The sequence below is a fragment of the Sphingomonas sp. Leaf22 genome (genome assembly GCF_001421715.1).
Taxonomy (GTDB): domain Bacteria; phylum Pseudomonadota; class Alphaproteobacteria; order Sphingomonadales; family Sphingomonadaceae; genus Sphingomonas.
In genome coordinates, this window is sequence record NZ_LMKP01000044.1 from 153,634 (window position 1) to 166,846 (window position 13,213).

The 13,213-nt window shown below is 64.6% G+C and carries 11 protein-coding genes and 1 tRNA gene; 4 read left to right on the forward strand and 8 right to left on the reverse strand.

Annotated features, from left to right (window positions below):
- Window positions 1-51 precede the first annotated feature (51 nt).
- Entirely contained in the window at window positions 52-1,113 is a 1,062-nt protein-coding gene (locus ASE70_RS17990) for an SDR family oxidoreductase (protein WP_056507750.1), read from the forward strand.
- Here ASE70_RS17990 and ASE70_RS17995 read toward each other — a convergent pair.
- The gene (locus ASE70_RS17995; RefSeq protein ID WP_056507752.1) at window positions 1,103-1,828 is read right to left on the reverse strand and encodes an RlmE family RNA methyltransferase; all 726 of its coding nucleotides are present in this window, start codon (window positions 1,826-1,828) and stop codon (window positions 1,103-1,105) included. The genes ASE70_RS17990 and ASE70_RS17995 overlap by 11 nt on opposite strands.
- Window positions 1,825-2,865: a Ppx/GppA phosphatase family protein gene (locus tag ASE70_RS18000; protein ID WP_082439043.1), complete on the reverse strand. Its 1,041-nt coding sequence runs from the start codon at window positions 2,863-2,865 to the stop codon at window positions 1,825-1,827. Before ASE70_RS18000 ends, ASE70_RS17995 begins: the two co-directional genes overlap by 4 nt.
- 165 nt (window positions 2,866-3,030) lie before the next feature.
- Here ASE70_RS18000 and ASE70_RS18005 point away from each other — a divergent pair.
- Window positions 3,031-3,104, forward strand: a tRNA-Gln gene (locus ASE70_RS18005).
- Window positions 3,105-3,137: 33 nt separating this feature from the next.
- Here ASE70_RS18005 and ASE70_RS18010 read toward each other — a convergent pair.
- The 4 genes from ASE70_RS18010 to ASE70_RS18025 form a co-directional block, all read right to left on the reverse strand.
- Entirely contained in the window at window positions 3,138-4,193 is a 1,056-nt protein-coding gene (locus ASE70_RS18010) for a tyrosine-type recombinase/integrase (RefSeq protein WP_056507755.1), read from the reverse strand.
- On the reverse strand, window positions 4,190-4,384 hold the full coding sequence (locus ASE70_RS18015; RefSeq protein ID WP_056507757.1) for a hypothetical protein: 195 nt from the start codon (window positions 4,382-4,384) through the stop codon (window positions 4,190-4,192). The genes ASE70_RS18010 and ASE70_RS18015 overlap by 4 nt, the downstream gene beginning before the upstream one ends.
- 37 nt (window positions 4,385-4,421) lie before the next feature.
- Entirely contained in the window at window positions 4,422-7,055 is a 2,634-nt protein-coding gene (locus tag ASE70_RS18020; protein WP_056507759.1) for a toprim domain-containing protein, read from the reverse strand.
- Window positions 7,056-7,195: 140 nt separating this feature from the next.
- The gene (locus tag ASE70_RS18025) at window positions 7,196-7,552 is read right to left on the reverse strand and encodes a transcriptional regulator (protein ID WP_056507760.1); all 357 of its coding nucleotides are present in this window, start codon (window positions 7,550-7,552) and stop codon (window positions 7,196-7,198) included.
- A 183-nt stretch (window positions 7,553-7,735) separates the two neighbouring features.
- On the opposite strand from ASE70_RS18025, the gene ASE70_RS18030 reads away from it, so the two are divergent.
- Both ASE70_RS18030 and ASE70_RS20070 read left to right on the forward strand, forming a co-directional pair.
- On the forward strand, window positions 7,736-8,203 hold the full coding sequence (locus tag ASE70_RS18030) for a helix-turn-helix domain-containing protein (protein ID WP_268795561.1): 468 nt from the start codon (window positions 7,736-7,738) through the stop codon (window positions 8,201-8,203).
- On the forward strand, window positions 8,200-8,343 hold the full coding sequence (locus ASE70_RS20070) for a hypothetical protein (protein WP_156356331.1): 144 nt from the start codon (window positions 8,200-8,202) through the stop codon (window positions 8,341-8,343). Before ASE70_RS18030 ends, ASE70_RS20070 begins: the two co-directional genes overlap by 4 nt.
- Before the next feature lie 200 nt (window positions 8,344-8,543).
- Here ASE70_RS20070 and ASE70_RS18035 read toward each other — a convergent pair whose 3' ends face one another.
- A complete protein-coding gene (locus ASE70_RS18035; RefSeq protein ID WP_056507766.1) occupies window positions 8,544-10,046 on the reverse strand; it encodes a glycoside hydrolase family 32 protein in 1,503 nt (500 codons plus the stop codon).
- A 266-nt stretch (window positions 10,047-10,312) separates the two neighbouring features.
- Window positions 10,313-13,141 (reverse strand): TonB-dependent receptor, encoded by a 2,829-nt coding sequence (locus ASE70_RS18040; RefSeq protein WP_056507768.1) that lies wholly within the window; start codon window positions 13,139-13,141, stop codon window positions 10,313-10,315.
- Between the last annotated feature and the right edge of the window lie 72 nt (window positions 13,142-13,213).

Below are 13,213 nucleotides of genomic sequence, written 5' to 3' on the forward strand. Positions count from 1 at the left end.
GGTGCGATCGTGCCTAGCTGTCTGTCTTCGTTCGGCAAAGAAAGTTTGGATATGACGAAGACAGCTTTGGTGGTGGGTGCCAGCGGGATCGTCGGCAGCGCGACCGCGACGCTGCTGAACGCACAAGGCTGGGCAGTACACGGGCTTGCGCGCCGCCCGGTCGAACGGGACGACGTCCGCCCGGTCGCGGCCGACCTGACCGATCCGGCGTCGACGCGCGCGGCACTGGCCGATCTGCGCCCCGATACGGTGTTCATCACCACCTGGGCGCGACAGGACAGCGAGGCGAAGAATATCAGCGTCAACGGCGCGATGGTCCGCAACCTGCTTGACGCCCTGCCCGCCAGCGACGCCCCGCGCCATGTCGCGCTGGTCACCGGCCTGAAGCACTATCTGGGGCCGTTCGAGGCCTATGGGCAGGGCAAGCTGCCGCAGACGCCGTTCCGCGAGGATCAACCGCGTCTCGACATCGCCAATTTCTATTATGCGCAGGAGGACGAGCTGTTCGCCGCCGCCGAGCGCGACGGCTTTACGTGGAGCGTCCACCGTCCGCACACCGTGATCGGCAAGGCGGTCGGCAATGCGATGAACATGGGCACCACGCTGGCCGTCCATGCGACGCTGTGCCGGGACGCGGGACGGCCGTTCGTCTTCCCCGGATCGGCGGCGCAGTGGCAGGGGCTGACCGACATGACCGACGCCGGGCTGCTCGCCGAACATCTGCTGTGGACGGCGCAGACCGACGCGGCGCACGATCAGGCGTTCAACGTCGTCAATGGCGACGTGTTTCGCTGGCAATGGATGTGGGCGCGCATCGCCGACTGGTTCGGGGTCGAGGCCGCACCGTTCGACGGGACAGTTCGCCCGCTGGCCGAGCAAATGGCCGACGATGCGTCGCGCTGGGCAGCGATCGCCGAGCGCTATGGCTTGGCCGAAGCCGATCTGAACCGGCTGGCCTCGCCATGGCATACCGACGCCGACCTCGGTCGCCCGATCGAGGTGGTCGCCGACATGTCGAAAAGCCGGCGGCTGGGCTTCACCGGCTATCGCGCGACCGACGACGCGTTCTTTGCGTTATTCGAACGGCTGCGCGCCGACCGGATCATTCCGTAAGCGCGTCCGGGGACGGTTCGTCCGTCCCCGCCCCGGCCTCTGCCGGAACGTCGCGGCGGCCCTTGAAGTTCGTCGCGATGACATACCATTCGGACGAATCCTTGCGGCTCSCCGGCGGCTTGGCGTGCTTCACCGTCTGGAAATTGCGCTTCAGCTCGACGACCAGTTCGTTGTCGGCCCCGCCCGCCAGTACCTTCGCGACGAAATCGCCGCCGGGACGCAGGATTTCGCAGGCGAACATCACCGCCGCCTCGACCAGCGCCATGGTGCGCAGGTGATCGGTCTGCGGATGGCCGACGGTGTTGGCCGCCATGTCGGACAGGACGAGGTCCGCCTCCCCGCCGAGTTCCTCGCGGAGCCGGTCGGGGGCGTGGTCGGCCAGAAAGTCCATCTGCAGGATCGTCACGCCATCGATCGGGTCGACCGGCAACAGGTCGATGCCGACCACCGTGCATTCTGGCCGGACCTTGCGCACGACCTGCGTCCAGCCGCCCGGCGCGATGCCGAGGTCGACGACGCGCTTCACGCCGCGCAACAGCTTGAAGCGTTCGTCGAGTTCGATCAGCTTGTACGCGGCACGGCTGCGATAGCCCTCCGCGCGCGCCTTCTTCACATAGGGGTCGTTCAACTGGCGTTCGAGCCAGCGTGTCGACTGGGCCGATCGCGCGCGTGCGGTACGTACGCGCTGCCGGCCGGGGGGGCTTCCGCGGGTCATCGGGTTCCTGCCATCAAACGGCGCAGGATTCCTTCGCGAATCCCACGGTCGGCGATCCCTAGCCGCTCGGCGGGCCAGAGCGCCAGAATCGATTCGAGGATCGCGCAGCCCGCGACCACCAGATCGGCGCGTTCGCTGCCGATACAGGGCACCGTGCCGCGCTGCGCCAGATCCATGCCGGCCAGCCGCTGGCTGACCGCCAGCATCGCGTCGGCCGGCACGATCAGCCCGTCGATCTGCGACCGGTCATAGGCGGGCAGGCCGAGATGGACGCTCGCCAGCGTCGTCACCGTGCCGCTGGTGCCGAGCAGCCGGCGGGGCTGGTCGGTATCCGGCAAGCGTTTGGCAAACGGCGCGAAGCTTTCCTCGACGCACGCCCGCATCCGCTCGTACGCGCCCGACGCCATCGGTGCGGCGCGACCGCCGCCCAGACTCTCGGTCAACGATACCACCCCCCATGGCGCCGAATGCCAGTCTAGCACGCGCGGCACGGGCGTGGTCGCATCGAGCAGCACCAGTTCGGTCGATCCACCGCCGATATCGAACACCAGCGCCGGCCCGGTACCGGGTTCGAGCAGCGCATGACAGCCGAGCACGGCCAGCCGCGCCTCCTCCTCGGCAGTGATGATGTCGAGGTGGATGCCGGTTTCGTCGAGCACGCGTTCGACGAAGGCAGGGCCGTTCGTCGCCCGCCGGCACGCCTCGGTCGCGACCGATCGCGCCAGCGTCACGTCACGGCGCTTGAGCTTTTCGGCGCAGATCTTCAGCGCAGCGACGGTGCGATCCATCGCCAGATCGGACAGGCGACCGGTCGCCGCCAGCCCCTCCCCCAGCCGGACGATCCGTGAAAAGGCATCGACGACGGCAAAGCCGTCCCCCTGCGGCCGGGCGATCAGCAGCCGGCAGTTATTGGTGCCAAGGTCGAGCGCGGCATAATGACGCGCGCCCGGCCAGCGCGGGCGCGCTGGCGTATTCGGTGCCGGGCGGGAAGTGCTACGCGCTCCCCGGTGCGGCAACCGGGCGGACATATCCCCCATGCCGTCACTCGCTTATATTCTATCCGTCACGGCCGAACGCCGCTCGGTGCTTGGACTTCAACCTAGCGAAGCCGGTCGCGATCGACAAGGCACCCGGACGGATCGTGCGATTCTTCGTTGACACGCCCGCCCGTCCAGCCTAACCGACCGCCCTCGCTGCGACGCTGCCCTGTCGTCTAAAGGTAAGACTACGGACTCTGACTCCGTTAATTGAGGTTCGAATCCTCACGGGGCATCCAGCGAACTACCAAAATCGACGGTATTCCGAGGCGTTAGGCCTTTGGCTTGGCTAACCTCTCGATTTGGTTAGCCATTACCTTCGACATAGCGGCGTCCGCACGGTCCGCGCGATCTGCATCGCCGGCGTAGCGCAGATACTCCTTCACGCTCTTGTGACCGGTAATCGCCATCCCCTCTTCGCTGGTGCAACCAGCTTCGCGGCAACGCCGCGCTGCTGATTTTCGCAGACCGTGCGGTGAGCAGTGCGGTAGGCCCGCAGCGATGCAGGCCTTCTTGATCATCCCGTAAAAGCCTTTGGGGGTGAAAGGCTCGCCGTCGCGGGTTTCGATCAGCGTCTTCCGCCCCAGGGGGCCGGCGCGCAGTGCTTGGGCCAGTGGCTCCACTACGGGCACGTCGACAGCGTTGGTCGTTTTACTCTGGTTCAATTGGATGCGGCCGGAGCGGATGGTCTCATGCGTCATGTAGCGAACATCCCCGCTGCGCTGGCCGCCGTAGAGCAGCATCGCGAACGCGAGGCGAGGTTTGGTGCCTAATGGATGTTTCGCCTCGAACTGGGCGAGCTCATCCTCTGTCCAACGGTGATACCCGATGGTTTCTGCTTTCGGGGGCTTGGTATCTCGAACCGGGTCAAAGCCGTGAGCCACGAGCTTCCCCCGGCGCGCGATCACGAACAGTTGAGCGAGCAGTTTCCGCAACCGGGCAGCGGCGTGCGGCTTATGCCGCATAGCGTTCATCAAGCGGGCAATACGTTCGGCATCGAACGCCCGCATCGGCGTGTCGCCAAAGGCGTCGCGAAATCGTTCGAGGACACCACGATACACCGTTTGGGTTGCTGGCCTGAGATCCTGGAACGCGTTGTCCGAATAGTAGCGCGCGATGACGTCAGAGACGCTGCCAGGAATAATGCGATCGCCGCCGACCGGCACCGGTTCGGCATCGAGGCATGCCGCATACTCCCGCTCGAACGCTTTCGTCCCGACCGGTTCGCGAAAATAGTAGGTAGCATAGCCCTTCCGCCGAAAGCGGTAGCGGCGCTTACCGTGGCGGTCGAGAAAGCTTGAAACATACGCGAGCTTCTTTGGCATCATAGGGATCCGAAAGCCTCCAAGCGGGCGTCGAGGTCGCTTGGATCGGTGGGGAGGGATAGTTCGGCGGCTGTCATTTGAATCGTCACGCCGCCCTTGCCGTCGATGTGACCATGGATGGTCACCCGTTCCTCGCGAGCGATCCGTGCCCAGCGCCGAAGATCGGCTTCCCGAATAAGTGCCCGAACAGCCATTATCGAACCTCGCGGTGGGCTGAGGAATTTGAGTGGTTCACTTCACGGCTCCCGCCTGTTCGAAGCACCAGCAATGCAGGATCCGGTCGGCGCGTGAGTTGACGGTCTTGGCACCGACGAACTTGCGGATGCGCGACGTCTTGAGGTGGCGCTTGAGCTCGAGCATCGGCGGCAGCGGTAGCCGGCGCTCGCCGCAGATCTGCTCGAACTGGGTCAGGTTGACCGCGATCACGTCCGGATTGCGGCTGTGGTCGATGGGACTGCTGAACCCAGGCGGCTCGCAGCCTTGGATGTAATCGAACCGCTCCCAGAACAGCTCGACCGTCGGATGGTCGCCCGCGATCGCCCGCTGCCGCTCGAGCAGCATCCGCTCAATAAGCTGCCGCCCAGCCTGGTGGTCGCGCGACTGGATCGGCACGACGGTGGCGAGCGCATCTAGCATCCCGACGAGCTGGGCATGGTTCTTGGCCAAACGGCCGTTGCGGACCTCAGGCTGCGCCAGCATCGCCCTCTCAGCCGCCTGGAAGCTGTGACGGTACACCTCCAGCAGCTCGGCCTCGCGCCGGGCGACGTGGACGATGAACCCTGAGACGTCCTCGATCGGCATCCGCGCCAACGTTTCGGCCGCCGCCTTGGTGTTCGGCCCCCAGCCTGTCTTGTCGAACTCCATGTGCATGATCCGCTCGAGGATGGCGGGCGAAGCGTTGACCGGGTCATTCTGCTCGATGACGATCGCCCCGCGGAACGGCGGCTCGAAGGTCTCCATGCCGCCATTGGCGACGCCCCGCGCGCGCACCGAGCGGCCGTTATAGGCGGTCTTGAGCTCGTCCCACTCGAAGCGCTTGGCGTGCGGCGTCGTGGCGTCGCGGTCGCCCTCCATCAGCACGACCGGCATGTTCGACACCTTGCCGAGGATCCGCGCCATGGCGGCGGTAGTGGTCTTGGCCGGGTCGTTGCCTTCGAACCCGGCGCGGCCGTACAGCTTCCACAGGAACTCGATCAGCGTCGACTTGCCCGACCCCGGAATGCCGGTGATTTCGAGGAAAGCGAGGCTCTGCTGCTCGGCGCGGATCTGCTCGGCGAACAACGCCCCGAACCAGAAGGCGAGCGTGACGAGGCCCTTTGGACCGTAGGCGGTGATCAACGGCTCGACCCATTGGGTGTTGAGCTGGTCCGGGTCGTAGCGGATGTGGCGCAGCAGCTGTTCGTTCGAGCGCAGCTTCACCGCGTGCCGGCCGAACTCGAAATAGTCGTCCTCGTTGCGGGTTACGACGCGGCCGCCGGCAACGCCAATGTCACCGAACACATAGGCGCCATGCTCGGCCGAGTAGCCGGTGAAGTGGATCGCCTCGACGGTCTGGATGCCGGCCAGCTGGCGCTGCATGATGCGGTCGAGCTGCTGGGTGGTGCCGGTCCAGATGCCGCCCGGGGCAAGGCTGATGAGCCGCTTCTTGAACTCGGCGCCGGCGGCGAGCGCCGCGCCGGAGAACGTCCCCTTGATGCGGTTCTGCCGCACGGGGAAGTCGACGCGCAGATAGTAGCAGCTGTCGTCGGTGGCTTCGTCGCGCTGGTAGTACAGCGCGCGGAAAGTGCAGTTGGCGATCTCGCGCACGGGATCAAGATCACGGACCTGCGGGTTGTCGGCATAGGAGGCGATGGTCTCGGCGATACGGGCGGCATCGAAGCTTGCCCAGAACTGGCGGGTCTCGAAGGTGAACGGAAAGCTCGCCCAACCCTCCCGGCACCAGATCAGGTGCGCCTTGTCGATGGCGGTGCCAGCGATGAGGATATCGCCGTTCCACCGGTAGGTATCGAGCTTGTCGGCACCGAGGCGATCGCGCAGCGCCAGGTCGTTCCAGTCGAGCTTGCCGCCCTCGCCTTCCGCTACCGGCTGCGCCGCGCCGCAGTCCCAGCCCTCGAGCCGAGCTTGCGCCACGAAGCGGCGGGTATACTCCGCGCCGGCCTTGCCGACGTCGAACGCCCAGATGAGCTTGGGCCGCAGGTTCGGGGTCGGTCCATTGGCGATCGCCTTGCGCAGCTCGGCCAACGCCAGCGCCGGGTAGTTGTAGCAGCTCATCGCCGACACGGCGGTAACACCGGCGTTGTTGAGCGCGATGGCGTCGAAGATACCCTCGCAAATCCATATCTCGAGCGCGCCAGCGAGCTTGGCCATCGTCTGCCATGGCGGAGCCCACCAGTGGCCGGCGTAGCTCTTGCCGGGCGCGAAGCGGGCCTTGCGGTCGAAGCGCGACGGCTGGTCAATGAGCCGTTCCCACCACCCGCCGCCGGGCAGCGCAAAGCGCACGGTGGCCGAACCAATATCGCCTTGGCGGAAGTATTCCTGCGTGTAGGCGTCACGGATGCCGAGCAGCGACAGGCCACGGCCGTGCTGGAGGTAGGCGTCCGCCGCCGCCGTCGGGTTGCTGTCGTTCGCCTGGTAGCGGTTGGACCAGTGGTCAAAGAGCTCAGGATAGTGGTCCTTTACATGGACCTCCCACCCGCAGCGCTCGAGGCGGCCGCACTTCAACAGCCACGGCTTGTCGGCCTTGGCGTAGACCTCGCGCTTCGAGCAATCCGGGCAACGGCCCTTCTGCAGCCACGCACCATTGGTGACGAAGCCGAACTCGGCCATCAGCCTGGTGGTGACATCGGACAGCAGATCGAGGCGCATGGGATCCTGACAAGGCGATGCCGGTCCCGGAAAGCACATGCGCTACCGGGTGGCTGGGAATGGGGAAGGTCGGAAGAGCGAAAGGCGGTAGGGCAGCAGCGCGACCGGCACCGCCGGTCGGTCGTTAGGGGTTCAGCGGATCAGTCCCGCCGGTGGCAGGGACAGCAGCAGTTATCGTTGGCGGTATTCGGCCGATAGAAAACACCGCCCGGATTACATGCGACGGCGCCCGGCACAGCCGCTACCACCGCCCCTGCCGCACCATCGCGGGGATAGATGTCGGGACGCAGCAGATGACGCGACACACCGGTACGCGCTTCGATCGCCAGCACCCGGGCGGCAGGCGCCTGCTTGTGCTTGTGGATCCAGCGAAACACCGAGGGCTGGCTGACGTCGCATACGGCGGCGATCTTGTTCTGGCCGCCGGCGATGCGAACCGCCTCCAGCAGCGCTTCGTGCGGGGTGAGGTGACCGGAGTCGGGAGGTAGCGTCTGCATAGGCGCACTATTAGCCACAGGAATACATTGGTCAATAGCCGCTATGCAGTAGCGCGCCATAACTGGAGTGATAGATGGAAACGGGAGGTAGCGTCTGCATAGGCGCACTATTAGCCACAGGAATACATTGGTCAATAGCCGCTATGCAGTAGCGCGCCATAACTGGAGTGATAGATGGAAGGGATGACGCTCGCAACTCGCCTGAAGGCACGCATGGACGAAGTCGGCATGTCGCAGGCCGAACTGGCGCGGCGGCTTGGCCTTGCCCAGCCCACCATCGCCAAGCTCGTGTCGGGCGCTTCGCAGCGGACCTCGCATCTGCACCGGATCGCCCGCGAGCTCAGCACCACGCCGGCCTATTTGATCGGCGAGACCGAAGATCCGTCCGAGGGTGCGGTCCCGCTGCCGACGCTCGAGACCGTGCTTGAGCAGTTCGGGCAGGTGTTCGTGCCGCTGCTCGACCTCAGCGAGCTCGTCGGCGGCACCAGCACCACCGCCACCCCGCGGTTCGAGCCGTTCCGTCGCGAGCGGATCGAGCCGATGATTCGCGGTCGCTTCGACCAGGTCTTTGCCTTCGAGATGCAGGGCGACGTCATGGAGACCGGATCGCGATGCAGGACGAGATATACGTCGTTGCCGTTCCGGGCATGATTGCGGTCAAGCGCGTCCGCGCCAAAGCGGACGGCAGCTTCGTGCTGATGGCGGACAACCGCGCCGTACCCGACGACTATGCTGGCAAGGACGAACTACACGTTGTCGGGCGCCTCGTTTGGCGGGCCGATAGGCTGTGAGCTTCGTGGCCGTTGGGAATTTTCGATATGGGCCGAATATGTGCGCGTGCCAGTATCGGTTGCGATAGGCGTAGATGACCCCGTTCCTATCTTCGTCAGCGGCTTAATGTTGGACACAACACAACGATTGATCAGGACGTTGAAATCGATCTTGCGGAAGTCTGTGTTCCTCGACACGCTTTTGATTAGAGGCATTCGCCTCAAGAACTTTCTAAAATTCGAACTTCGGACACGCGAAGCGAACCGCCGCTTGCGTTCAGGTTTAATCCAGTCGCACTTGATGGCGCAGCGATGAGTTCGGAGATGACACCTTCACCACCGTTAACGAACACCTCGATTGAGCCGACATCGAGGAAGAGGCTGACCGTTACCGTTCCACTAGCGGCGTCGTACTGAACGCTGCGATTCTGCCGCCATGCTACGCTGTTCGCTCCGTTGGGGCCGCTCGTGTCACGCTTTACGAAGATCCGGTTGTCGCGCAGTTCGAAGCCGATCTGGGTGAAATACCCTTCGCCGCCGCGTACCGACAGCCATGCCCCGCCCGGCCAGTCGGTACCGACGCGGGTTAGCGTCAGGTCGATCCGCCCAGCGACGATGCCGGCATTGGCTGGCCAGACATAGTCGCTGCCGTCGGTGATCGTCTGGTCGGTCCCGGTCACGACCCGCTGGAACGCACCGTTCTGTGCCGCGATCGGTGACATACGCAACCGAGGGGTACCGGTGGAGGTGCGTTGCAGGCGGATCTGGCGGACGATGCTCAGCTGGCCGCGATAGCCATACGGTGCCGGTAGGGTGTTGGCGTAAGACCAGTTGTTCATCCAGCCTAGCGTATAGGCGCTGGCCAACGGATCGGCCGCCTGCGGATCGCGCCATACAACCGCCGCGTAATAATCAGCCCCGCCGTCGAGCCACTGGCCGATCGCACTGTCGGCGGTGAAGGTCGTGCCGTCGAAGCTGCCGACCCAGTAATAGGTGCCGATGGTAAACCCATTCGACGTACCGTCGCCGCCGACCAGCAGCACCCATTTATCGCCCTTCGTCGTCCCGTCAGCTTCGTACAGGTGTAGCGGGAAAAGGTGCGAACATTCCATCACCCCGCCGACCAGGTTCGATCCAAAGCCGCTCGCGTAGCTCCACTGTTTCAAGTCGGGCGAGGTATAGAAACCGATCTTGCCCTCTTCCGACAGGGTCAGCACCCAGCGCGACGTGGGCGCGTGCCAGAACACGGTAGGATCGCGAAACGGCTTGTTACCCGGGAAGTTGGGATGGACGATCGCGTGGAAGGTGAAGCTTGCCCCGCCGTCGCGCGAATACCAGAGCGCGGTTGACTGGTTCTGTCCGGCGGCATTGTCGGCGGGCATCGTCGCGAGCGCGATCAGCGTGCCCGCACCGAACCCGGCGGTATTGTTGGTGTCGATCACCGTGCTGCCGCTCCACACGTCGCCGAAGGACGTGGTCCGCCGCGGGATCGACACCCCGCGATCAGACCAGGTAACCAGATCGGTCGAAGTCCAGCGCCGCCATTCGGTGCCGCCATTGGGCCAGGTCGGGTTGTAGAGCGCCCACATCGTCCAGCCATCGCCGATCCGCACCGGCCGCTGCGGGTCGTTGATCCACCCGCCATCGGGCGCGGCGATGTGATAGCGCGGCCGAGCGCTGGCGGTGGTGGCAGTCGCGGTGGGCGTCGGGGTGGAAGTCGGCATCGGGGCCGAAGTCGGACCGGGCGTTGAGACCACTCCGCCGCCCCCATCGCCTGATGCGCCGCAGGCGGGCAGAATAGGGAGGGTCGCGAGCAAGCCGAGCGTCTGACGCCGGGAAACGATCGATGGCATGATGATATCCTCTCCGCGCACGGTGCATGGCCGCGCGACATGGGTCGCGCGCCGCCTGTTCCGACGGTTCGCGCGGGGGGTTGGGGTAGTCGGACGGCAAAGGGGCGGCGGCGCGGCGATGCGCGCCACCGCCGGCCCTACATCTTGAAGCGGACGCCGAGACTGAAATACCGGCCCTCAACCCGCAAGTCGCGACCGAAAGACTGGGTTTCATTGTAGAACCGATAGTTCTTGAATGGTTGCGCCAGGATGTTGCTCACGTTGGCGACCAGTGAGATGTTCTTGAACGCATCGTAGCTTGCCGAGAAGTCGAGCCGCGAGACGGGCTGGACCAGTTCACCGGCATATTGTTCCTCGTTAATGTTGCGGTTGTAGCTGCTGGTCGACCGCGACCGCCAGTTGTACGACAGTCGGGCGGAGATGCCGGCCTTTTCATAAAAGCCGGTCAGATTGTACGCCCATTTCGACAGGCCGGTGATCTCGACCTGCCGGTCGCCCTCGCCGAGTACCTGCGGCAACTGATTGGTGCCGTCGAGATACGTCACGTTCCCCTGTACGCCGAACCCGGACAGCGCGCCGGGCAGGAAGTCGAAGAAGGTCTGGAGCGACGCCTCGACCCCCTTGATCCGACCGTTGCCGGCATTCTCCGGCCGATTGAGCTGCACCCGGCCATAGATCGGATCGTTCACAACCTGCGTATAATAGCCGATGAAGCCGTTCAGATCGCGATAGAAGGCGGCGACCGACGCCGATCCGTTCTTTGAGAAATACCATTCGAGGCTGGCATCGTAGTTTTTGGACGTCAACGGGCGCAGGTCGGGATTGCCGCCGAAGCCGGTCGCGTCGAACACCGGCGGCGTGCCGTCCGGCCCCACGCTGTTGCGGGTGATGTTGATCGACGGGTTGAGCTGCCCGAACCCCGGCCGGGTCCGCGTCTGGGTATAGCCCAGCCGCATCTGCCATTCGTTCGAGAAGCGGACGCGGGCGATGGCGGAGGGCAGGACGTCGACATAATTCTGCCGCGTCGTGGTAGGGACGATGCCAACCGTGCCGTCGGCCGCCTGCACCCGACTGAACCCGCGATAGGTGCCGTCGGTGTTGACGATGCGCGCGCCGACGGTGCCGTCGATCCGCATCCCGCCCACATCGACATCGAACTTGCCTTGGCCATAGGTGGCATAACTCGCCTCGCTGGCGGTGAAGCCACCCAGCGGATCATAGGGGATGTCGGCGGTCGCGAACTTCGTCACCGCTTCGCGGATGCCGTTGTCGAACGGGAACAACACGGTCGCGCGCTGCACCGATTGCAGCGCCAGCAGGCGCAGCGCCTCGCCGTTGTCGCGAATGCCGTCGCGACTGGGGGCCAGCCAATTCTGGAACCGCTGCGGATCGCCACGGAACCCATCGGTGATGAGGCCAAGGCTGCCGCTCGGCAGGCTATCGAGCGCAATGTTCAGGCCGGCGGTATAGGCATAGCGGTTGTTGTTCTGCGACGATGCATTCCGATCGCTAGCACGGAAGCCGAATTGCAGACGCGGCAGCCAACTCCATTCGGTTTCAAGGTCAAGGTCGATCCGACCCTGCACTCCGTCGCCCTTCGTCACAAAATCACGTTGGTAATAGCCGCGCCAACGGGTGTTGGCGGGGTTGTCGATCGCATAGCCTCCGAGATCGAACACCGCGGATCCGCGCACGTCCCAGTCGACGTTGATCGTCGGCGCCGATGCCAGCTGCGCGTCGAGGCTGTATTCCGACGCCTTGTACTTACTGTTGGTGTAGGCGAAGTCGCCCGACAGGATCGCGCGGCCGGTGGTCCATTTGAAACCCGTTGCCGCCTGCCACGTATCGGTGCTGTCGTTCTGGGTCGACCGATAGAATTCGGGGACATAGCCGCCGGTCTTGGTAAAGCTCGCCGCCTTGTTCGGCTCACCCGGCACCAGCACGACATTGCTGAGCGTCGGAGCGACGCCGTTCACGTCGCGGCGTTCGAAATTGACGTTGAAGGCGTCGCGTAGCACCTCGCCACGATAAGCCTGCCACAGCCCTTCGGCGAATAGTTCGAGGTTCGGGGTCGGCCGCCACTGGATTGTACCGTTCACGGCCGGACGATGCCGCACACCCTTTTCGTAGAAATTTCCAGCATTGGCCGGAAAGCGGAAGTCGTTGCCGACGCCGGGCGTCGTGACCTTCAGATCATCGGTTGGATCGTCCGCACCGAAGCCGCGCGGCGAAATCACGGCGCTGTCGGCGTAGCGATCGGCGTTGCGATACGTCGAGCGGACATAGCTGACGTTGACCAGCGCACCGATCTCACCGATCGGAGTATCCCACCGCTTCGTGACGAGCAGGTTGCCTGCCGGGTCGAACGCCTTCGCCTGGTCGTTATACGATGCGCGCAGTTCGCCCGCGATCTCGGTATCTTTCACGTCGAACGGACGGCGCGATCGCAAGTTGACGAGGCCGGCGAGGCCCGGTTCGATCAGGTCGGACGTACCTGATTTATAGACCTCGATTCCCGCCGCGACGCCCGCCGGGAAGTCCTGCAAGTGCAGCACGCGGTCCTCGGCTGAAAAGAACTCGCGCCCGTTGAAGGTGGTGGTGACGTCGGGCAACCCGCGCACCAGAATCACGCCGGCTTCGTCGTTGTAGCGCTGGACCGTGACGCCAGTGACGCGCGCAATCGCCTCGGCCGCGTTGTTGTCGGGCAGCTTGCCGATGTCGTTCGACACTATCGCATCGACGATCGACGCAGAGTTACGCTTGATCTCCTGCGCCGAGCCCAATGCGGCGCGGTAGCCGGTGACAATAATGTCGGCACTGCCGTCGTTTTCGGGCGCGGCGTCAGCTTCGGCCTGCTCGGTCGGCGCGGCCTGTTCGGCGGAAGCCGTGGCCTGACCATGCGCGGGAATGGCGGTCAGCGGTACAAGGGCGCTGGATGTCAGCAAGGCAAGCAACGTCTTCGGCATAAATCCTCCCAGATTTCCGTTATTTTTTTAGTTGTTCAGTGCAGCGGTTGGGCGGGCGTTCAGCCCGGTACG